17 protein-coding genes are annotated in these 21,004 nt (G+C 70.8%); 9 read left to right on the top strand and 8 right to left on the bottom strand.

The window, feature by feature from the left end; all coding sequences use genetic code 11:
• Positions 1-82: 82 nt before the first annotated feature.
• From AC3EU2_RS03165 to AC3EU2_RS03140, 6 genes are all read right to left on the bottom strand, one after another.
• Positions 83-940, bottom strand: coding sequence for a trypsin-like serine protease (locus AC3EU2_RS03165; protein ID WP_488178291.1), 858 nt, complete (start codon positions 938-940; stop codon positions 83-85).
• Between the two features lie 116 nt (positions 941-1,056).
• The gene (locus AC3EU2_RS03160) at positions 1,057-2,217 is read right to left on the bottom strand and encodes an ABC transporter ATP-binding protein (RefSeq protein WP_488178290.1); all 1,161 of its coding nucleotides are present in this window, start codon (positions 2,215-2,217) and stop codon (positions 1,057-1,059) included.
• Positions 2,214-3,245 (bottom strand): ABC transporter ATP-binding protein, encoded by a 1,032-nt coding sequence (locus tag AC3EU2_RS03155; RefSeq protein WP_488178289.1) that lies wholly within the window; start codon positions 3,243-3,245, stop codon positions 2,214-2,216. The genes AC3EU2_RS03160 and AC3EU2_RS03155 overlap by 4 nt, the downstream gene beginning before the upstream one ends.
• 7 nt (positions 3,246-3,252) lie before the next feature.
• The gene (locus tag AC3EU2_RS03150) at positions 3,253-4,263 is read right to left on the bottom strand and encodes an ABC transporter permease (RefSeq protein ID WP_488178288.1); all 1,011 of its coding nucleotides are present in this window, start codon (positions 4,261-4,263) and stop codon (positions 3,253-3,255) included.
• Between the two features lie 5 nt (positions 4,264-4,268).
• A complete protein-coding gene (locus AC3EU2_RS03145) occupies positions 4,269-5,279 on the bottom strand; it encodes an ABC transporter permease (protein ID WP_488178287.1) in 1,011 nt (336 codons plus the stop codon).
• 86 nt (positions 5,280-5,365) lie between these two features.
• Complete coding sequence (locus tag AC3EU2_RS03140; protein WP_488178286.1) at positions 5,366-7,051, bottom strand: ABC transporter substrate-binding protein; 1,686 nt, start codon at positions 7,049-7,051, stop codon at positions 5,366-5,368.
• Positions 7,052-7,244: 193 nt separating this feature from the next.
• Between AC3EU2_RS03140 and AC3EU2_RS03135 the strand changes: the two genes are divergently transcribed.
• From AC3EU2_RS03135 to AC3EU2_RS03110, 6 genes are read left to right on the top strand one after another with little or no spacing between them, the layout of a single operon-like run.
• A complete protein-coding gene (locus AC3EU2_RS03135) occupies positions 7,245-7,682 on the top strand; it encodes a (deoxy)nucleoside triphosphate pyrophosphohydrolase (RefSeq protein ID WP_488178285.1) in 438 nt (145 codons plus the stop codon).
• Between the two features lie 25 nt (positions 7,683-7,707).
• Positions 7,708-9,612, top strand: coding sequence for a translational GTPase TypA (gene typA, locus AC3EU2_RS03130; RefSeq protein ID WP_488178284.1), 1,905 nt, complete (start codon positions 7,708-7,710; stop codon positions 9,610-9,612).
• A 41-nt stretch (positions 9,613-9,653) separates the two neighbouring features.
• Positions 9,654-11,462, top strand: coding sequence for an ABC transporter substrate-binding protein (locus AC3EU2_RS03125; protein WP_488178283.1), 1,809 nt, complete (start codon positions 9,654-9,656; stop codon positions 11,460-11,462).
• Positions 11,459-12,325: a PIG-L family deacetylase gene (locus tag AC3EU2_RS03120; RefSeq protein WP_488178282.1), complete on the top strand. Its 867-nt coding sequence runs from the start codon at positions 11,459-11,461 to the stop codon at positions 12,323-12,325. Before AC3EU2_RS03125 ends, AC3EU2_RS03120 begins: the two co-directional genes overlap by 4 nt.
• On the top strand, positions 12,322-12,828 hold the full coding sequence (locus AC3EU2_RS03115) for a flavin reductase family protein (RefSeq protein ID WP_488178281.1): 507 nt from the start codon (positions 12,322-12,324) through the stop codon (positions 12,826-12,828). The genes AC3EU2_RS03120 and AC3EU2_RS03115 overlap by 4 nt, the downstream gene beginning before the upstream one ends.
• A 37-nt stretch (positions 12,829-12,865) precedes the next feature.
• Complete coding sequence (locus AC3EU2_RS03110; RefSeq protein ID WP_488178280.1) at positions 12,866-14,584, top strand: VanW family protein; 1,719 nt, start codon at positions 12,866-12,868, stop codon at positions 14,582-14,584.
• 18 nt (positions 14,585-14,602) lie between these two features.
• On the opposite strand, the gene AC3EU2_RS03105 is transcribed toward AC3EU2_RS03110, so the two are convergent.
• On the bottom strand, positions 14,603-15,619 hold the full coding sequence (locus AC3EU2_RS03105; protein WP_488178279.1) for a GNAT family N-acetyltransferase: 1,017 nt from the start codon (positions 15,617-15,619) through the stop codon (positions 14,603-14,605).
• 20 nt (positions 15,620-15,639) lie between these two features.
• On the opposite strand from AC3EU2_RS03105, the gene fdxA reads away from it, so the two are divergent.
• From fdxA to AC3EU2_RS03090, 3 genes are all read left to right on the top strand, one after another.
• Positions 15,640-15,966: a ferredoxin gene (gene fdxA, locus AC3EU2_RS03100; protein WP_035913128.1), complete on the top strand. Its 327-nt coding sequence runs from the start codon at positions 15,640-15,642 to the stop codon at positions 15,964-15,966.
• A complete protein-coding gene (gene dapC, locus AC3EU2_RS03095) occupies positions 15,963-17,099 on the top strand; it encodes a succinyldiaminopimelate transaminase (protein WP_488178278.1) in 1,137 nt (378 codons plus the stop codon). Before fdxA ends, dapC begins: the two co-directional genes overlap by 4 nt.
• 103 nt (positions 17,100-17,202) lie before the next feature.
• Positions 17,203-18,501 (top strand): citrate synthase, encoded by a 1,299-nt coding sequence (locus tag AC3EU2_RS03090; protein ID WP_488178277.1) that lies wholly within the window; start codon positions 17,203-17,205, stop codon positions 18,499-18,501.
• A 92-nt stretch (positions 18,502-18,593) separates the two neighbouring features.
• On the opposite strand, the gene AC3EU2_RS03085 is transcribed toward AC3EU2_RS03090, so the two are convergent.
• The gene (locus AC3EU2_RS03085; protein ID WP_488178276.1) at positions 18,594-20,954 is read right to left on the bottom strand and encodes an MMPL family transporter; all 2,361 of its coding nucleotides are present in this window, start codon (positions 20,952-20,954) and stop codon (positions 18,594-18,596) included.
• Positions 20,955-21,004: the final 50 nt, after the last annotated feature.

Below are 21,004 nucleotides of genomic sequence, written 5' to 3'. Positions count from 1 at the left end.
GACTCGTGCTCACGGCATACGACGTCGTATGCCGTGAGGCCGGCTCCGCAGTGCGGAACCGGCCTCACGGGTGGGAGGAGCGTCAGGCCGCGGCCTTGACGTCGAACTCGGCGAGCCAGTCCTGGACGACGGGGATGTCGATCCGCTGGAGGCCACCGAGGTAGCGGCAGTTCGCGGTGTAGCCGTAGCTCGTCACCGTGACCTGGTAGCCACCCTTGAAGGTCGGGCCACCGGAGTCGCCGAAGCAGGTGCCGCCGCCGCCGAACGGGTCGTTCTCGTTGCCGTTGACCTGGAGGATCTGCGGCATGAGCTTCTGGCCCTTCTCGTCCGTGACACGGCGCAGGAGGGGGTAGGACTGCGGCGTGGGCTTCTGGGGGCCGCCGTCCGCCTTGCGCACCTCGGTGCCGTAGCCGACCGACGTGAAGAGCGTCTGGTTGAGGATGCGGGGCGTGAACTGGTTGAGGTAGCCCTCGGGCGCGACCTCGACGGGGGCGATGTCGGTGATCGGCTCGTCGAGGACGATGACGCCGACGTCGTTCCAGTTCTTGAGGTCGGTGAAGTCCGAGTACTCCGGGTGGGTGTGCGCCGTGCCGGAGCGGTAGCCCGCCGCCTTGAGCTCGGCGGACGTGTAGCCGGCGGCGACGTCCTTCGCGACCGGGAGCGGAGACGGCGGGGCGTCGGCGATCTTCGTGTCGAAGGTGATGGCGGTCTTGCCGACGGTGCCGTCGGTGCAGTGGGCGGCGGTGACGAGGACGGTCGGGGAGACCAGGCTCGCGGTGCAGCGGAAGCGGCCGGTCGCGTCGTAGTAGGCGATGAGTGCGACGTTGGGGTGACCCTCGCCGTCGGGCTGGCCTCCGGTGATGGCGTGGGCCGCGAGCGCGGATCCCGCGACGAGTCCTGCGGCGAGGGCGCCGGCTGCAGCGATGCGTCGGATGCTCATGTGACCTCCAGGGTCGGGAGAGGTGTGGCAGGGGAGGGGGGCGTGCGAATGCCGGGACGAGCCCGGCCCCGCGGACGCTACCGCCCGTCAGGTCACGCGGGGCCTGAATCGCAGGATCAGAGCGCTTCCGAGATCGAGGCCGGGCCCATGAGGCTGTCGGGGCCGGTGTCGAGGTCGCCCGCCTCGGTCGCGGTCGCCGTGACGGCGTGCCGTTCGATCTCGCCCGAGGCGATCTGCTCGGTCCAGTGGCAGGCGACCCGCTGGCTGGGGTTCACGCCCTCGATCTCGGGCACGCGCAGCACCGGGCGCTCGGTCTCGCACTTCGTCTCCTGCCGCCAGGGGCAGCGGGTGTGGAAGCGGCACCCGGTCGGCGGGTTGGACGGTGACGGGAGGTCGCCGGTGAGCAGGATCTGCTCGCGCCGGTCCTCGATGAGTGGGTCCGGGACGGGCACGGCCGACATGAGGGCCCGCGTGTAGGGGTGCAGCGGGGCCGCGTAGAGGTCGTCGGCCTCCGCCTCCTCGACGAGGGCGCCGAGGTACATGACCCCGATGCGGTCGCTGATGTGCCGGACCACGGCCAGGTCGTGGGCGACGACGAGGTAGGTGAGGCCGAACTCCTCCTGCAGGTCTTCGAGCAGGTTGATGACCTGCGCCTGCACGGAGACGTCGAGGGCCGACACCGGCTCGTCCGCGACGATGAGCTTGGGGTTGACCGACAGCGCCCGGGCGATGCCGATGCGCTGGCGCTGGCCACCGGAGAACTCGTGGGGGTACTTCGCGAGGGCGGCCTCGGGCAGGCCGACCGCACCGAGCAGCTCGACGAGGCGGCTGCGGGCCTCCTTGGCGTTCTTCGCGAGGCCGTGCGCCTTCATCCCCTCGAAGAGGAGCGACTCGACCGACTGGCGCGGGTCCAGGCTCGACAGCGGGTCCTGGAAGACCATCTGGATGTCCTGGCGCTTGCGTCGCAGCTCCTCGCCCTCGAGCGTCGCGATGTCGACGCCGTCGAAGATGACCGAGCCGTCGGTGGGTGGCTCGAGCTTGAGGATCGCCCGGCCCAGCGTCGACTTGCCGCAGCCGGACTCGCCGACGAGGCCGTAGGTCTCGCCGCGGCGGATCTTGAGGTCGACCCCGTCGACCGCGTAGACGTGACCGATCGTCTTGTCGAAGATGACGCCCCGCTTGATGGGGAAGTGGACCTTGACGCCGCGCGCCTCGATGAGGACGTCACCGTCCGGTGCCGTTCCCTCGACGGTCGGGGTGGTGCTCTGCTCGCTCATCGGGACTCCTCGACGGGGTTGTGGCAGCGCAGGGCTCGGCTGTGCTGTTCCTCGAGCTCGGGCATGACGCGGGTGCACACCTCGATCGGCTGCGAGCAGCGCGGCGCGAACGCGCAGGCATGCGTCCAGGGCAGGTTGTCCGACACCGACCCGGGGATCGGCGTGAGCCGCTGGCCGCGGGGGGCGTCCAGCCGCGGGATCGAGGCGAGCAGCCCGTGGGTGTAGGGGTGGCGCGGCTGCGCGAACAGCTCGTGCCGCTCGCCCCGCTCGACGATGCGGCCGCCGTAGAGGACGTTGACCTCGTCGCACAGGCCGGCGACGACGCCGAGGTCGTGGGTGATCATCACCAGCGCCGTCCCGGTGTCCTGCACGAGCTCCTTGAGCAGGGCGAGGATCTGGGCCTGGATCGTCACGTCGAGGGCCGTCGTCGGCTCGTCGGCGATGAGCAGGCGCGGCTGGCACGCGAGGGCGATCGCGATGAGCGCGCGCTGGCGCATGCCCCCCGAGAGCTGGTGCGGGTAGTCCGTGAGCCGGCGGTCCGGGTCGGGGATGCCGACCCGGTCGAGCAGGTCACGGGCCACCGGCGTCGCGGCCTTGCGCGACATGCCGCGGTGGCGCTCGAGCACCTCGGTGACCTGGAGGCCGATGGGGATGACCGGGTTCAGCGAGGACAGCGGGTCCTGGAAGACCATCGCGATGTCCTTGCCGCGCTTGTCCCTCATCTGCTGGTCCGACAGCGTGAGCAGGTCGGTGCCGTCGTAGCTCACCGTGCCGGACACCCGGTTCCCGCGCGCGGGAAGCAGCCCCATGATCGCGAGCGAGGTGACCGACTTGCCGCAGCCGGACTCGCCGACGAGGCCGACCGTCTGGCCGGGACGGACGTCGAAGCTGACGCCCTGGACGGCCTCGAACGGCTCCTGCCCCTGGCGCTGGAAGGTCACGCGCAGGTCGCGCACGGAGAGCAGGGGCTCGGACGAGCCGGTCCTGCCGTGCGGGTGGGTGGAGGGTGACGTGCTGGTGCTGGTCATCTCCGGGTCACCTCCGGCTCTTGGGGTCGAGGGCCTCGCGCAGGGACTCGCCCATGAGCGTGAACCCGAGGGCGACGATGATGATGCAGATCGCCGGGTAGAACGCGAGGTGCGGGTAGTCCTGGATGAGCCGCTGGGCCTCGCCGAGCATCTGGCCCCACTCCGGCTGGCGGTCGTCGGAGTTGCCGAGACCCAGGAAGGAGAGACCGGCGGCGTCGATGATCGACGTCGCGAGGACGAGGGTCGACTGCACGATGACCGGCCCCAGCGAGTTCGGCAGCATGTGCCGGAAGATGATGGCCTGTGGCTTCACCCCGAGCGCGCGGGCGGCCAGGACGTGGTCGCTCGAGCGCTGGGCCAGCATGGAGCCGCGCAGCAGGCGGGCGAAGATCGGCACCTGCACGGTGGCGATCGCGATGATGACCGTCCACTGCGTGGGCCTGGGGGCGAGCGACGCGATCGAGACCGCGAGCAGCAGCGAGGGGATCGAGAGCATGACGTCGACGACCCGCATGACGAGCGAGTCGACCCACCCGCCGAGCGCCCCGGCAAGGGAGCCGAGGACGAGGCCACCGATGAGTCCGAAGATCGTCGCGAAGACGCCCACGATGAGCGTCTGACGGGCACCGACGAGCAGCCGGGAGAGCAGGTCGCGGCCGAAGTCGTCGGATCCGAGCGGGAAACCGGGCCTCGGTCCGGGGATGGCGCCCGGCCTCAGGTCGTCCAGCAGCTCCGGGATCCGCTTGCTGGCGTCGTGGGGGGCGATCCACGGTGCCACGACGGCGAGCACGACGAAGACGAGCGTGATGGCGGCCCCGAGGAGGAAGACCGGGTTGCGGCGCAGCCGATCCCAGGCACTCGCGATGAGCGAGACACCGCCGGTGTCCCGGACCTTGCCGGCCGCGCTGACGTGGACGTCCTTGACCGCGGTCGCGGTCCCGCCGCCAGCAGATGCGGCGAGCGAGTCGATGCGGTTCTTCTTCGCGCTGGGGCGCGGATCCATGGGGGAGGGGGTCATCCCGGTCACCTCGTTCGGACTCGGGGGTCGATCACGGCGTACATGATGTCGACCAGCAGGTTGACGAGCACATAGACGGCGGCCGCGGCGAGGATGATGACCTGCAGCACCGGATAGTCACGCCGGCTGAAGGACAGGGCCAGGGCCTCGCCGATGCCACCCCACGAGAAGACGGCCTCGGTGAGGACGGCGCCGCCCAGGAGTGCACCGATCTGCAGTCCGATCGTCGTCGTCACGGGGAGCATCGCGTTGCGCAGGACGTGGCGGCCACGGATGACGCGGTTGGTCAGACCCTTGGACTCGGCCGTGCGGATGTAGTCCTCGTCGAGGACGTCGAGGACCGAGGCGCGAGTGATCCGGAAGATCACCGCGAACGGGATGCTCGACAGCGCCAGCGCGGGCAGCACCAGGTGCTTGAGCGCGTCCAACGAGGCGTCGAACTCGCGGGTGAGCAAGCCGTCGATGACGAAGAACCCGGTGACACGGGTGGCTTCGAGGCTGCCGTCCTGGCGGCCCGACACGGGCAGCCAGCCGAGCTTGATCGCGAAGACGTACTTGAGCAGGAACGCGAGGAAGAAGACGGGGACCGCGACGCCGACGAGGGAGAAGACCACCGACGCGTTGTCGAGGAAGCTGGCCCGGCGCCGGGCGGCGAAGTAGCCCATCGGGATTCCGAGGGCGACCGCGATGAGCATCGCGAAGGAGCTCAGCTCGATCGTCGCCGGGAAGCGCTGGAGGAAGATGTCGAGGGCGTCAGTCCCGGGAAGCACGCTCGTCGAGGGACCGAAGTCGCCCTGAAGCACGCGTCCCACGAACTTGCCGTACTGGACCCAGACCGGCTCGTCGAGCCCGAACTGCTTCTCCATGGCCGCCCGCGTGGCGGGCGTGGCGCGCTCGCCAAGGATCGCGGAGACGGTTCCCCCGGGAAGGGAGCGCAACCACAGGAACAGCAGCAACGACAGGACGACGACGACGCCGACCATCTGTACGAAGCGCCTGACGATGAACCTCAGCACGCGAACCTCCTTGGATCATGGCGGTGGCCGCCCCGGCGATCCTTCGCCGGGACGGCCACCACGTCAACGATGGGGAGCGTGGATGCTCACTTGCCGCCGACGGTCACGCCACTGAACTCCTCCGCGGTGAGCGGCGAGGCGACGACGCCCTCGACGCCCTCACCGACGACGAGCGCCGGCGGGGAGTGGCTGATCGCGAGAGCCGGGAGGTACTCCTCCTGGATCTGCTGGTTCAGCTTCTCGTACGCCGCGGTGCGCTCGGCCTCGTCGACGATCGAGTCGGCCTTGGTCAGGTCGCCGGCCAGGGTGGTGCCGAACGACTGCTTGGCCAGGCCGAAGTTGTTCGCGGCCAGGCTGCCGAAGAAGGTGCCGATGAAGTTGTGCGGCGAGTCGTAGTCACCCGTCCACCCGAGCAGGAAGGCGTCGTACGCGTTCGCGTCGACCCCGTCGAGGTAGCCACCGTTCCACGGCTTGGTGACGACGTTGACCTTGATGCCGATGGCCTCGAGGTCCGCAGCCATCGCCTGGTGCAGCTTCTGCGGGTTGGGCATGTACGGACGCGTGACCTCGGAGGGGTAGGCGAACGTCAGGGCCATGCCCGTGGCGCCGGCCTCGGCGAGGAGCGCCTTGGCCGCGGCCGGGTCGTACTTCGTGGCCTCGAGCGACTTGTTGTAGCCGCTCACGGTGTCCGGCATCATCTGCGTCGCGACCTTGGCGCCCTCGGGCAGCTGGGTCTTGACGAGCTCCTCACGGTTGAGGGCCATGTAGATCGCCTTGCGGACCTTGATGTCGGTGAGCTTCGGGTTCTTGGTGGGGTTGAGGCCCAGGTAGAACACGTTGAACGCCGGGCGGATCTCGACCTTGTTGCCGGCCGTCTCCAAGCCCTTCCAGTCGGAGGCGTTCGGGTAGTCGTAGCCGTTGATGCTCTTGGCCTCGAGCTCCTGGCGACGGGTGCTCTCATCGGGGACGATCTTGAAGACGATCTTGGCGTTCTTGGCCTTCTCGCCCCAGTAGTCGTCGTTGCGCACGAGCGTGACCGTCTTGTTGGCCTCGTCGTACTTGTCGAGCTTGTAGGGGCCGGTGCCCACGCCGGCCTTGGCGTAGGCGGGGTAGACGAAGCCCTCGCCCTGCGCGACGACCTCGTTGGCCTTGCCCGCGTCCATCGCCTTGGGCGACTGCATGGAGAGCGAGTCGAGCGAGAGGAAGACCGGGAAGCCGGAGGTGGGGCGGGTGACGGAGAGGACCACGGTCTTCTCGTCCGTGGCCTCGCAGCCCTTGTAGAGCGACTCCGCGGCCTTGGCCTTGAAGGCGCCGAAGGTGCCGGCCCAGTACTCGGCGGCGACTTGGCCGGCCGGGTTCTGGTCGAACATGCGCTCGAAGTTCTTGCACACGGCGTCGGCGTTGAACGGCTCACCGTCGTGGAACTTCACACCGGTGCGGAGGGTGAACGTCCAGTTCGTCCCGGAGGCGTCCGGCTCCCACTTCTCGGCGAGCTCGGGCTCGATCTCGGCGCTGCCGGCCTTGATGCCGACGAGCCCCTCGAACATCTGACGGGTGACCCGGAAGGTCTCGCCGTCGGTGGCGTAGAAAGGGTCCATGACCTTGGGGGCGCCGGCGGCGCCGAAGGTGAAGGTGGACGTGCCCCCGTCGGAGCCGGAGGTGGAACCCGTGCCCGACCCGGAGTCGTCACGGTCGGACTGGGCGCAGGCCGTCAGGGCCAGGGCCGCAACCGCCAGCACGGCGACCGGGGTCGCCTTGCGCTTGAACGTCATCGATACCTCGCTTGGATGTGCGAACCTCGAGAGCCACGGTTGACCCCCGAAGGGTGGAGCGACCGTGCCGCGGGCACGGTGTGCCGTGCCGCGCTGCGTGGACGGGTTGACCCTAACCACATTCGTCGGGATCGGTCCCGCGCACGGGCATTGTTTATCGGAGTGAGACCGACCGGTCAGGAGGACCTGCGGCGTGAGCACGGAACCGAAGGACGGGGTCATCGAGGTGGTCGCAGCCGCGATCGTCGACGACCTCGCCGCGCCGACCCGCCTGCTGGCCGCCCGCCGCACCGAGCCCGCGGCACTCGCGGGCGGCTGGGAGCTGCCCGGCGGGAAGGTCGACCCGGGGGAGAGCACGGTGCAGGCCCTGCTCCGCGAGGTGGCCGAGGAGCTCGGGGTCGAGGTGGCCCTGGGCGACCTCGTCCCGGGTCCGCTCGACGGCGGGAGGTGGCCGCTCGGTGGCACCTACGCGATGACCGTCCATCTCGCCATCGTGACGTCCGGGGTGCCGGCGCCGGTGGAGGACCACGACAGCCTGCGCTGGCTGGCTCGCGACGAGCTGTATGCCGTCCCGTGGCTGCCCGCGGACCTCCCGGTCGTCGAGGCGATCGCCGCACGTTTTCGTCCCTGAGCGAAATCCTGAGAGACTGGCGGTTATGCCTATCACTACTCGCGACGACATCCGAAACGTCGCCATCGTCGCGCACGTCGACCACGGAAAGACCACACTGGTCGACAAGATGCTCTGGGAGTCCGGTGCTTTCGAGGCCCGGGCCACCGTCGAGTCGACCGGCGAGCGCGTCATGGACTCCGGTGACCTCGAGCGCGAGAAGGGGATCACGATCCTTGCCAAGAACACGGCGGTCCACTACGCCGGCAAGGCAGCGGCCGAGGCCGGCCTCGCCGACGGGCTCACCATCAACATCATCGACACCCCCGGACACGCCGACTTCGGCGGCGAGGTCGAGCGCGGCCTGTCGATGGTCGACGGCGTCGTCCTGCTCGTCGACGCGTCCGAGGGTCCGCTGCCCCAGACCCGCTTCGTGCTGCGCAAGGCCCTGACCGCGCACATGCCCGTCATCCTCTGCATCAACAAGGTCGACCGTCCCGACTCGCGCATCCAGGAGGTCGTCGACGAGGTCTACGAGCTCTTCATGGACCTCGACGCGACCGAGGAGCAGATCGAGTTCCCGATCGTCTACGCCTCCGCCAAGAACGCCCGCGCCTCGATGACGCGTCCGGACAACGGTGGACTGCCCGACGGTGAGGACCTCACGGCCCTCTTCGCCACGATCATCAAGACGATCCCCGCGCCGACCTACGACACCGAGACCCCCCTGCAGGCGCACGTCACCAACCTCGACGCGTCCAACTTCCTCGGCCGTCTCGCCCTCCTGCGCGTCTTCAACGGTGAGATCAAGAAGGGCCAGCAGGTCTCGTGGTGCAAGCACGACGGCTCGATCGAGCGCGTCAAGATCACCGAGCTCCTCATGACCGAGGCCCTCGAGCGCAAGCCGCTCGAGGAGGGCAAGTCGGCCCGTCCGGGCGACATCATCGCCATCGCCGGCATCCCCGACATCATGATCGGCGACACGATCGCCGACGCCGACAACCCCATCGCCCTCCCGATCATCACGGTCGACGAGCCGGCCATCTCGATGACGATCGGCACCAACACCAGCCCCATGGTCGGCCGCGTCCGCGGCTCCAAGGTCACCGCCCGCATGGTCAAGGACCGCCTCGACAAGGAGCTCGTCGGCAACGTCTCGCTCCGCGTGCTGGCCACCGAGCGCCCCGACGCCTGGGAGGTCCAGGGTCGTGGTGAGCTCGCGCTCGCCATCCTCGTCGAGCAGATGAAGCGTGAGGGCTTCGAGCTCACCGTCGGCAAGCCGCAGGTGGTCACCCAGCAGATCGACGGCAAGCTGCACGAGCCGGTCGAGCGCCTCACCATCGACACACCCGAGGAGTACCTCGGGTCCATCACCCAGCTCCTCGCCGCGCGCAAGGGCCGCATGGAGCAGATGACGAACCACGGCACCGGCTGGGTGCGCATGGAGTTCCTCGTGCCCTCGCGCGGCCTCATCGGCTTCCGCACGCAGTTCCTCACGGACACGCGTGGCGCCGGCATCGCGCACCACGTCTTCGAGGCCTACGAGCCCTGGTTCGGGACCATCACGACGCGCACGTCCGGGTCCCTGGTCGCCGACCGCACCGGGCCGGTCACCGCGTACTCGATGGTCAACCTGCAGGAGCGCGGCACGCTGTTCGTCGAGCCCGCGACCGAGGTCTACGAGGGCATGATCATCGGCGAGAACTCGCGAGCCGACGACATGGACGTCAACATCACCAAGGAGAAGAAGCTCACCAACGTGCGCGCCTCCTCCGCGGACAACTTCGAGAAGGTCGTCCCGCCCCGTCGCCTCACCCTCGAGCAGGCGCTGGAGTTCTGCCGCGAGGACGAGTGCGTCGAGGTCACCCCCGAGGCCGTCCGCATCCGCAAGGTCGAGCTCGACCAGACTGTCCGCGGCCGCACGGCGTCCCGCGCGCGCAACAAGTCCTGAGGCGCCGCGGCGTCCCCGCCCCACGCCAGGAGGCCCACGCAGTGACCACCAGCAGCCACCAGCCCTCCCGCCCGGCCCGTGCCGGGCGGGTCCGGGCTGCGGCCGCTGCCACGGCGGTCGTCCTCCTCGGGGCGCTCGCGGGCTGCAGCATCCTCGGCGGTGGCGACGAGGACGCCGCGACCCCCCGGGTCGCGGCCGCCGACGAGCGCACCGACGAGCCGGGCGGGACCCTGCGCGCGCTCTCGCTCGGACCCGTCCTCAGCTGGGACCCGCAGCGCATCGCCGCGCGTGACGACGCGGCCTTCGCCGGACGCACGTTCCTGCGGACCCTGACGGCCTACCAGCCCAGCACCGACACGCGCAACCAGTCGCGCCTCGTCGGTGACCTCGCCACCGACACCGGCACCCCGAACGAGGACCTCACGTCGTGGTCGTTCACGCTGCGTGAGGACATCGCCTGGCAGGACGGGTCCCCCGTCACCTGCGAGGACGTCAAGTACGGGATCTCGCGCACCTTCGCGACCGACGTCATCACGGGGGGCTCGACCGACGCGCTCGCCGTGCTCGCCGTCGCCAAGCAGCCCGACGGCAGGTCGGTCTACCTCGGGCCGTACGTGACCGGTGCCCCCGCAGCCGCCGGCATCGCCGCGTTCGACAAGGCGGTCGTCTGCCGCGGCACGACGATCACCTTCGCGCTGGCGTCGCCGGTGGGCGACTTCAACGAGATGGTGACGCAGGCGGCGTTCGCCCCGGTGAAGGAGAGCGCCGACGAGCGCGGTGACGGCACCTTCGTGGTGTTCTCGAACGGTCCCTACCAGCTGTCGGCACCGTGGCGCCCGTCGACCGGTGGATCGTGGGTGCGCAATCCGCACTGGAAGTCGACGAGCGACGAGGTGCGGCAGGGCTACCCGGACCGCATCGAGTACCAGGAGGGCATCGAGACCCAGACCGTCGCCCAGCAGATCATGGCGGACGGTGACAACGCCCGCGCCGCCGTGTCCCTCGGGTCCGCGCCCCCGGCGATCCAGCAGCACATCGTCACCGTCGACTCCCTCAACGACCGCGCCGTGACCGCCGGGACGGGCCTCGTCGACTACCTCGTGCCCAACGTGAGGAGCGCGGTCTTCGCCTCGGTCGAAGCCCGCCAGGCGCTCGCCGTCGCCACCAACCGCGCCGCCTACGTCACCGCACTCGGCGGCGCGAGCACGGGCCGGCCGGCGCCATCCCTCATCCCCGAGGTGCTCCCCGCCCACCACGACGAGAACCCCCTCGCCTCCGGTGAGCGCGGCGACCCCGACGCGGCCAAGGCACTCCTCGGCAAGGCCGGACTGACGGTCCCGGTGCCGATCCGCGTGGCGTACCGCTCGAGCCCCGTCGCCGACAAGGCGATGGCGGCGCTCGTGTCCGGCTGGACCGACGCAGGCTTCGCCCCGACGCTGGCGCCGCTCGAGGACGAGTACTTCTCGACGATCGCGCAGCCCGCCGCCGCGACCGCCTACGACGTCTTCTGGTCCAACTGGGCCCCGGCGTGGGCGTCGGCGAGCACGATCCTGCCCGCGCTGTTCGACAGCAAGGTCAACCTCAGCGCCGGCGGTCCCGGCCGTGACTACGGCTACTTCGCCGACGCGGGCGTCGACAGGGAGATCGCCCGCATCGGCACGATCGCCGACCGGGGCGAGCGCGAGAAGGCGTGGGCCGCGCTCGACGTCCGGCTCCAGACCCTCGGTGCCTACGTCGGCCTGGCCGAGCGCCGCTCGCTCTACATCGCCGGCAGCGACGTCCGCAACCTCTCCGCCAACGAGGTGATCGGCGGGGTCGTCGAGTTCGCGGACATCGCGGTCCGCCGATGAGCCGCCTGCTCTTCGTCCACGCCCACCCCGACGACGAGACCCTCGCCACCGGCGTCGCGATCCTGCACCACGTCGAGCGCGGGGACGACGTCCACGTGCTCACCTGCACGCTCGGCGAGGAGGGCGAGGTCATCCCGGCCGACCTGGCCCACCTCGAGGGTGCCGAGGGCGACCCGTTGGCCGTCCATCGACGGGCCGAGCTCGCCGGCGCCGTCGCGGTCCTCGGCGTGACCCACCACCTGCTCGGCGTGCGAGCGGACGGCGACGAGCCGGCATACCGCGACTCCGGCATGGTCGGCTCACGCGCCTTCGGGCACCCCCGCGCGTTCGCGGGGACGGAGCTCGCTCCCGTGGCCGCCCTGGTGCGCTCGACGGTCGCCGAGATCGCTCCGGACCTGGTCGTCACGTACGACCCGCAGGGGGGCTACGGTCACCCGGACCACATCCGCGTCCACGACGCGGTGCGCCTTGCGCTGGCGGAGATGCCCTCTCCGCCACCGCTGCTGGTCACCCTGACGCCGCGTTCGTGGGTGGCGGAGGACCGCTCCTGGCTCGCGGCCCACGTGCCCGCCGACACGGGGTATGCCGTCCCGTCACCATCCGATCCCGTCGCGCCCTCGGTCGTCGACGACGCGCTCGTCACCCACGAGGTGGTCGACCCGACCGTCGTGCCCCGGCAGATGGACGCGCTGCGCGCGCACGCGACCCAGGCCGTCGTTGGGGACGGGTGGTTCGCCCTCTCCAACGACGTCGTGTCGCGCCTGCCCGGGCGGGAGGGCTACGCCCTGATGGACCCGCGCACGGGCGAGCTCGTGCCCGGCGTCGGCGCGGCCCGACGTGGCCTCCTGGAGACGGACGCATGAGCGTCGCGGGGGAGGGGGACGGCGTCGACACCGGGACCTACCGGCACGTCATGGGCCGCCTGGCCAAGGGCGTCGCCGTGCTCACGACGACCGCCGGGTCGCAGGACCACGCGCTGACCGCGAACTCCCTGACCAGCGTGTCGCTCGAGCCCGTCCTGCTCCTCGTCTGCGTCGAGACCGACGCCCGCTTCCACGACGCCGCCCGGGAGTCCGGGGTCTTCGGGGTGAGCATCCTCGCCGCCGACCAGCGGGCCCTCGCGGCCTGGTTCGCGACGCCCGGGCGCCCCCTGCCCGGACAGATGGACCGGGCACCGCACCACCGGGCGGAGTCGGGTGTCACCCTGCTGGACGGCTGTCTTGCCACGCTCGAGTGCGACGTGCGCGACATCCACCCGGCGGGGGACCACAGCATCTTCGTCGGGGCGGTGCGCGCCGCCTGCCTGGCGGCCGATCCCAAGGCTGCCCTCGTACACTTCCGCGGACAGTACTCCGCCCTCACCTGACCGAACGCCACCTGCACGAGCCACAGCAAGGATCACGATGAACGACGACGACTTCGACCCGGAAACGGGCCAGCCGCGACGCCGACGAGGCGCGATCGTCGCGCTGCTGGGCGCCCTCGTCGTGCTCATCGGCGGCTACGTGGGGGTCGCGGCCTACGCGAGCGGGCGGGCACCCAGCGACACCGAGATCGGCGGGGTCCAGGTGGGCGGGATGTCCCCGGCGCAGGCTCGTGACGCCCTCGAGGGCGGGATCGCCGCGAGCGTCGCGGCCCCGGTGACCCTCTCGGCGGGGGGGAAGACGGCGACGTTCACCCCGGCCGAGGCCGGTCTCACCGCGGACCTCGACGAGTCGATCGCCGACCTCACCGGCTTCAGCCTCAACCCGGTCAAGGTCTTCGGCCACCTCACCGGTGGCGTCACCCGCTCGCTCGAGACCGACGTCGACGAGGCCAGGCTCAAGGCAGCGGTCACGGCCGCCGCCGCCACGCTGGACGTGGCGCCCAAGGAGGGCAGCCTGTCGGTCGCCGGCGGCAAGGTCGCGCTGGCCCCACCCGTCAAGGGCCTGACGGTCGAGGTCGAGCCCACGGTCGAGACGATCGCCTCGACGTGGCCGCGCAGCAGCCCGGTCGTCGCACCGGTCGAGGAGGCGGCACCCAAGGTCTCCGCAGAGGAGCTCGAGCGCGTCAAGACCGAGTTCGCCGACAAGGCGATGTCCGGCCCGATCGCCGTCAAGGTGGGCGACAAGGCCTTCGAGATCCCCGCGGCGACGCTCGCGCCGGCGATCAGCTTCCCCGCCGACGCGGAGGGCAAGATCACCCCGACGTTCGACGATAAGGTCATCGTCGCCACGGTGACGACGGCCGCGACCAAGGTCGGAGCCACGAAGCGGGCCAAGGATGCGAGCGTCACCTTCGCGAACGGCCAGCCCCGGGTCATCCCGTCGCAGACCGGCGTCGCCCTCGACGCGACGAAGATCGTCGCCCCCGTGACCGCCGCCCTCACCTCAGAGGAGCGGGCCGCCGCCATCCCGGTGACGGTCTCGCAGCCCGAGTACACGACCGCGAAGGCCCAGGCGACCCTCCCCAAGGGCCTCATCTCGACCTTCACGACGTACTTCCCGGCCAACGGTGGCGGGCGCGTCAGCAACATCCGGCTCGCGGCCCGTACGCTCAACGGCACGTTCGTCCCTCCGGGGGAGACGTTCAGCCTCAACGGTGTCCTCGGCCGCCGCACGCCCGACAAGGGCTACGTCAAGGGCGGCGTCATCTCGGAGGGGCGGCTCAGCGAGAACTACGGTGGCGGCATCTCGCAGGTGTCGACGACGTTGTTCAACGCGGCCTTCTTCGCGGGCGTCGAGTTCAAGGAGTACATGGCCCACGGGTTCTACATCTCGCGCTACCCCGAGGGACGTGAGGCGACGATCTCGTACCCCTACCCCGACAACCGGTGGGTCAACACGACCGACGGCGGCATCTACATCCGCGCATCCTCGAGCGGCGGCCAGGTGACCGTGGCGTTCTACGGGACCAAGAAGTGGGACGTCGCCGCGTCCAAGAGCCCGCGGCGCAACATCGTCCAACCCAAGAAGATCAGCGACGCCTCGCCCCAGTGCATCACCCAGAACCCCGTGGTCGGCTTCGACGTCACGGTGACCCGGATCTTCAAGCAGGGCGGCAAGACCGTGCGGACCCAGCCGTTCACCACCCACTACAACCCCGAGGACGACGTCACCTGCACGCACCCCGACGCCAAGTGACGTCGCTGAGGAGCGCGCCTACCCCGTGAGGTAGACGTACTCCGAGTGCAGCTCGAAGCCGATCCCCTCGTAGAGGCGGAGGGCGGGAGCGTTGTCGGCCTCCACCTGCAGGTGGACGAGCCGTATGCCGTCCGCCCCCGCCGCCGCCGCCAGCCGCGCGGTGAGGTGTCGGGCCAGGCCGCGACCGCGGTGGTCCGGGTCCGTCCAGACGGCACCGAGCCCGGCCCAGCCGTGCGCGACGGCGAGGCGGGCGATCGCGACCGGAGGCTGTTGCGGTGGCGCGTCGTCCGCGACGATGCTGCCGAACAGCTGCCGCGGGCTCCCGCCGAGGACGGCAGCCACGGCCGACTCGACAACCGTGCGGCTGCGCCGGTAGGCCTCCAGCCACGGGTCGAGGAGCTCCTCGGTGACGTCCACGCGCGGGCCGTCGGGGCTGCCCGGGGCGGTCGCGGCGATGGTCGCCGTCGCCGCGGTGAGCTGGTGGCTCCGGCCGCCGGCGGTCCAGCCCCGCGCGAGCAGGGCAGCCCCGACCGGGTCCTCTCCGGGGTCGAACCCGGTCGGCCCGGGAAGGGCCACGCGCGGGGGGAGCCCGCGGACGGCATACCACCGCTCGACCGCGTTGATCGCGGCCTCGAGCGGCAGCCCCGGGTCGCCGAGGACGAGTGCGGACCCGCCGCGCTGGGTGAAGCCGTGGGACGCGCGCAGCTCCCAGGCGCCGAGGGTCTCCCGCTCGATCGCACCCCAGCTGGGGGCGCTGACGCGCGCCAGGTCGGTGACCGACAGCGCGAGGTGGGCGGGGGCCCGGCGGGTCGGAGCGGGCGGGACCTCCTTGAGGGCCACCACCTGGTCACGCCGCACGGACACCCGGCCGCGGCGGGTCTCGACGACGAGGACGTCGTCGTCGCGCCGGACGAGGTCTCCGACGACGTCGGTCATGGTCGGACGGCCGGGGGTGGCGGCCGTCTCGGCCGGCTCGAGGCGGTACCTGACGACGACGCGCGCGCCGATGTGGAGGGCGTCGGGGGAGGCGGGCACGGTCGGCATACTATGGCCGCATGACGTACGTGATCGCGCAGCCATGTGTCGACCTCAAGGACAAGGCCTGCATCGAGGAATGTCCTGTCGACTGCATCTACGAAGGTGAGCGGTCCCTCTACATCCACCCCGACGAGTGCGTCGACTGCGGTGCGTGCGAGCCGGTCTGCCCGGTCGAGGCGATCTATTACGAGGACGACACCCCCGAGCAGTGGGCCGACTACTACAAGGCCAACGTCGAGTTCTTCGACGACCTCGGCAGCCCCGGCGGGGCCGCCAAGATGGGCCTCATCAACAAGGACCACCCGCTCATCGCCGCCCTGCCGCCGCAGGTGCACGACGAGTGACCGGACTTCCGGACTTCCCGTGGGACTCGCTCGCTCCGCTCAAGGAGCGGGCGAGTTCTGTTGCCACGGGTGACGGCCTGGGCCTGATCGACCTCTCCGTGGGGACGCCCGTGGACCCCACGCCGGAGGTCGTGCAGGACGCCCTGCGCTCCGCCGCGGACGCCCCGGGCTACCCGCAGACCTGGGGCACCCCGGCGCTGCGCGAGGCCGTCGCCGGATGGTTCGCCACGCGCCGCGGGGTCCCCGACGTCGACCCCGACGGCGTCATGCCGACGATCGGCAGCAAGGAGCTCGTGGCCTGGCTGCCGACCCTGCTGGGTCTCGGTCCGGGGGACGTCGTCGGGTTCCCGTCGGCCGCCTACCCCACCTACGACGTCGGCGCCCGCCTCGCCCGGGCCACCCCCCGGGTCGTGGACGGGCTGGCCGCCCTCGGGCCGCTCACTCCGTCGACGTCGCCGAAGCTGTTGTGGGTCAACAGCCCCGGCAACCCGACCGGCAAGGTGCTCGGTGTCCCGCACCTCGCCAAGGTCGTGGCGTGGGCCCGGCGGCACGGCGTCATCGTGGCCAGCGACGAGTGCTACGCCGAGCTCGACTGGCGCACCGACCGTGGCACCGAGACGGCACCGACCACGCCGTCGATCCTCGACCCGCAGGTGACGGGCGGCTCCCACGAGGGACTGCTCTGCGTCTACTCGCTGTCGAAGCAGTCCAACCTCGCCGGCTACCGCGCCGCGTTCGTCGCGGGCGACCCGCGTCTCGTCCGGCGGGTCCTCGAGGTCCGCAAGCACGCCGGCATGATCGTCCCGTGGCCGGTGCAGGTCGCGATCACCGCGGCCGTCGGGGACGCCGCGCACGTCGAGGCGCAGAAGGCCGTGTATGCCGCTCGGCGCGCGACGCTGCTGGCGGCGGTGCGCGCGAGGGGGCTGCAGGTCACCGACAGCGACGCCGGTCTCTACCTCTGGGTGACGGCCGACGAGGACGCGTGGGTGACGCTGGAGCGGCTGGCCGAGCGCGGCATACTCGCCGCTCCCGGCACCTTCTACGGTCCCGGCGGAGGGCAGCACGTCCGGATCGCCCTCACCGCGTCCGACGAACGGATCGAGGCGGCCGCGGCCCGTCTCAGCGCGGGCTGAACCCGGCCCTCGCTTTACGCCCACGTGGGCGTCTGGGGTAGCGTCACTCGTGCGCGAGCGGTGCCACTGCGAGCTCGCCCGAGACGTGAGGATTGATCTGACGATGAGCACTGATTCCGCCGCCGGAGCCACCTTCCAGGTGGAAGGCAAGACCCTCAACTTCCCGTACGTGAAGGCCACCGAGGGCAACAACGGCTACGACATCTCCACGCTGCTCAAGGAGACGGGGAACGTCACCGTCGACAGCGGCTTCGTCAACACCGCGTCGTGCTCGAGCGCCATCACCTTCATCGACGGTGACGAGGGCGTGCTGCGCTACCGCGGCTACCCGATCGAGCAGCTCGCCGAGAAGTCGAGCTTCCTCGAGGTGTCGTACCTCCTCATCTACGGCGAGCTGCCGAGCCAGACCGAGCTCGAGGGCTTCACCGAGCGCGTGCGCCAGCACACGATGCTGCACGAGGACCTCAAGGGCTTCTTCAGCGGCTTCCCCCGCGACGCGCACCCGATGCCGGTGCTGTCGTCCGCGGTCGGCGCGCTGGGCACGTTCTACCAGGACAGCCTCGACCCGTTCGACAAGGAGCACGTCGAGATCTCGACGATCCGCCTCCTCGCGAAGCTGCCGACGATCGCGGCCTACGCCTACAAGAAGAGCATCGGGCAGCCGTTCCTCTATCCGGACAACGAGCTGTCGCTCACCGAGAACTTCCTGCGGATGACCTTCGGCGTCCCGGCGACGGCCTACGAGATCGACCCCGACATGGTCAAGGCGCTCGACCAGCTGCTCATCCTGCACGCCGACCACGAGCAGAACTGCTCGACGTCGACGGTGCGCCTCGTCGGCTCGGCCCACGCGAACCTGTTCAACTCGGTCTCGGCCGGCATCCACGCCCTCTCCGGGCCGCTGCACGGTGGCGCCAACTCGGCGGTCCTCGAGATGCTCGACGGGATCCTCAAGGACGGCGGCAACGTCGACACCTTCGTCAACAAGGTGAAGAACAAGGAGGACGGCGTCAAGCTGATGGGCTTCGGCCACCGCGTCTACAAGAACTACGACCCGCGCGCGGCGATCATCAAGAAGACGACCGACTCCATCCTCGGCAAGGACGGCGTGCGCGACCCGCTGCTCGACATCGCCCTGCAGCTCGAGCAGCGCGCCCTCGAGGACGACTACTTCATCGAGCGCAAGCTCTACCCGAACGTCGACTTCTACACCGGCCTGATCTACAAGGCGATGGGCTTCCCGACGAAGATGTTCACGGTGCTCTTCGCCCTCGGCCGGCTGCCGGGCTGGATCGCCCAGTGGCGCGAGATGATCGAGGACCCGGCCACCAAGATCGGCCGCCCGCGCCAGATCTACACCGGCGCGACCGAGCGCGACTACAGGGCCATCACCAGCCGCTGACGCGTGCGAGCGGCGGCCTCCCGGCTGGCCGCACCGCAGACGAAAGCCCCGACCTGCACTGTGCAGGCCGGGGCTTTCGTGTGTGCGGGTGGTCAGGCCCGGTGGCGTCCCGCGCCGACGAGCTCGCGCTCGCCGTCCGGGCCGTCCGGGCCGGCCGCGTCCGGCCAGGTCTCCCGGGCCGGGGTCTGGCCCGGGCGGCCGAGCTGCTGACCCTCGACGTCGACGTCGGGGAGGATCCGGTCGAGCCAGCGGGGCAGCCACCACGCCTTGTCGCCCATGAGGTACATGAGCGCGGGGATGAGCGTCATCCGCACGATCACCGCGTCGAAGAAGACGGCGGCGGCCAGCGCGAACCCGATCGACTGGATGAGCGGCTCGTCCTGCAGCATGAACGCGGCGAAGACGGAGATCATGATCGCGGCGGCGGCGGCCACGACGCGGGCGCCGTGCCGGAAGCCGTCGACGACCGCCTCGCGGGCCGTGTCGCCGTGGACGAACGCCTCACGCATTCGAGTGACGAGGAAGACCTGGTAGTCCATGGCGAGGCCGAAGACGATACCGATGACGAGGATCGGCATGAAGCTCATCAGCGGGGCGCCGTCGAAGAGCCCGCCGACACCCTCCTGGAAGACGAGGATCGTCGCGCCGAGGGTGGCGAGCACGGACAGGAGGAAGCCGATGGTCGCCGTGAGCGGCACGAGGATGGAGCGGAAGACGACCATGAGCAGGATGAACGCGAGCCCGACGACGACCGCGAGGTAGGGCAGCAGGGCGTCCTGCAGCTTCTCGGAGACGTCGGTCTGGATGGCGGTGAGGCCGGTCACCCCGACGGTGACACCGGTGCTCGCCTCGATGTCCGGGCTGGTCGCCCGCAGGTCGTCGAGCAGCGTGAGGGTGGCCTCGTCGTCCGGGCCGCTGCGGGGGGTGACGAGCACCTGGGCGCCGGTGTTGTCGGCGTTGACACCGATGACCTGCGCGTTGGCGACGTCGTCCTGGTCGGCCGCCCACTGGGCGACCTCTCCGTATGCCGCGGAGCGCTCGGCCGGGTCGCTCACGTCGCGGCCGTCGACGACGACGAGGAGGGGGCCCTGCCGGCCGGGGCCGAACCCCTCGGTGATGAGGTCGGCCGCCTTGCGCTGGGTGGTCTCGGTCGGGGCGGTGGAGTCGGAGGGCAGGGCCAGGTGGAGGTCCTTCATCGGGATGGCGAGCGCTCCGAGGACGACGACGGCGAGCACGGCGACGAGGGCGGGAGCGCGACCGACGAGCCGGGCCCAGCGGACGCCGTTGCCGGTGGCGTCCTCGGACTTCTCGGCCCGGACGCGTCCGGCGAAGGCCTTGCCCTTGAGCATGCCGAGGATGGCGGGCGTCAGGGTGAGCGCGATGAGCACGGCGACGAGGACGGTGGCGGCGGCGGCGAGCCCCATCGTCGTGAGGAACGGGATCTGCACGAGGGCCAGGGCCGACAGCGCGATGATCACCGTCAGACCGGCGAACACGACGGCCGAGCCGGCGGTGCCCAGGGCGCGCCCAGCGGCCTCCGAGCGGTCGTCGGTGTGCCGGAGCTCGCTGCGGTAGCGGCTGAGGATGAACAGGGCGTAGTCGATGCCGACGGCGAGGCCGAGCATCGTGGCCAGGGTCGGTGTCATGGTGCCGAGCTCCCAGAACGCGGTGGCGCCGACGACGAGGAGCGAGCCGATGCCGACCCCGATGAGAGCGGTGACGATCGGGAGGCCGGCGGCCACGAGCGAGCCGAAGGTGAGGATGAGCACGAGGGCGGCGATGGCGATGCCGATGAGCTCGGAGCTGGCGCCCGGGGGAGCGAAGCTCTGCATGCCGGCGCCGTTGACCTCGGCGGTGAGCCCGGAGGCGCGGGCCTCGTCGACGACGGCGAGGACGGCGTCCTGGGTGGCGGGCTCGACGTCGGTCACCGTCGCGACGTCGAAGGTCCACGTGATCGTGCCGATCCGACCGTCCGCGCTCAGCGGGGCGAGGGCGGCCGCGTTGGCCTCGGCCCGGTCCACGGGAGTGCCCTGCTCGGCGGCGGCGTCGAGCATCTGCTGGAGCTGGCCCTCGGCGGCGTCGACCGGGCTGACGAGCTGCGCCGCCCCGGGGGTGCCGTCGGCGGGCATCTGCGGGAGCGCCCTGAGCTCGGTGAGGAGAGCGTCGACCCTGGCCGTGTTGGCGGGGTCGGCGAGCTTCTCGCCCTCCGGGGCCGCGACGACGACCGTGGCGCTGGCCTGGTCGAACGCGTCGCCGGCCTCGGGGAAGAGCTCCTGCTGGAGCTGCTGCGCCTGCTCGGAGGGGATGCCCGGGATCGAGAACGAGTCGACCATCGGCTTCGAGATGGTGGTCGCGACGCCCCCGATGCCGACGAGGGCGATGAGCCAGGCCGCGATGAAGTACGGCCAGCGGCGGTATGCCGTCCGGCCCAGTCGATAGAGGTGTGTCGCCATGGCGAGGTCTGCTCCCTGGTGGGGTGGGTGGGTGATGTCAGGTGCCGCGC

Source organism: Knoellia sp. B-D-2, from assembly GCF_057714695.1.
Note: the sequence above shows the minus strand (reverse complement) of the source record. Positions and strands in the feature narration are given on the sequence as shown.

What these genes read in the sequence shown, in the direction of transcription:
- fdxA (WP_035913128.1), top strand. Translation starts at nt 15,640, where the DNA reads ATGACGTACGTGATCGCGCAGCCATGTGTCGACCTCAAGGACAAGGCC.
- AC3EU2_RS03090 (WP_488178277.1), top strand. Translation starts at nt 17,203, where the DNA reads ATGAGCACTGATTCCGCCGCCGGAGCCACCTTCCAGGTGGAAGGCAAG.
- AC3EU2_RS03160 (WP_488178290.1), bottom strand. Translation starts at nt 2,217, where the DNA reads ATGAGCGAGCAGAGCACCACCCCGACCGTCGAGGGAACGGCACCGGAC.
- AC3EU2_RS03150 (WP_488178288.1), bottom strand. Translation starts at nt 4,263, where the DNA reads ATGACCCCCTCCCCCATGGATCCGCGCCCCAGCGCGAAGAAGAACCGC.
- AC3EU2_RS03165 (WP_488178291.1), bottom strand. Translation starts at nt 940, where the DNA reads ATGAGCATCCGACGCATCGCTGCAGCCGGCGCCCTCGCCGCAGGACTC.
- AC3EU2_RS03155 (WP_488178289.1), bottom strand. Translation starts at nt 3,245, where the DNA reads ATGACCAGCACCAGCACGTCACCCTCCACCCACCCGCACGGCAGGACC.
- AC3EU2_RS03115 (WP_488178281.1), top strand. Translation starts at nt 12,322, where the DNA reads ATGAGCGTCGCGGGGGAGGGGGACGGCGTCGACACCGGGACCTACCGG.
- AC3EU2_RS03085 (WP_488178276.1), bottom strand. Translation starts at nt 20,954, where the DNA reads ATGGCGACACACCTCTATCGACTGGGCCGGACGGCATACCGCCGCTGG.
- typA (WP_488178284.1), top strand. Translation starts at nt 7,708, where the DNA reads ATGCCTATCACTACTCGCGACGACATCCGAAACGTCGCCATCGTCGCG.
- AC3EU2_RS03120 (WP_488178282.1), top strand. Translation starts at nt 11,459, where the DNA reads ATGAGCCGCCTGCTCTTCGTCCACGCCCACCCCGACGACGAGACCCTC.
- AC3EU2_RS03140 (WP_488178286.1), bottom strand. Translation starts at nt 7,051, where the DNA reads ATGACGTTCAAGCGCAAGGCGACCCCGGTCGCCGTGCTGGCGGTTGCG.
- AC3EU2_RS03110 (WP_488178280.1), top strand. Translation starts at nt 12,866, where the DNA reads ATGAACGACGACGACTTCGACCCGGAAACGGGCCAGCCGCGACGCCGA.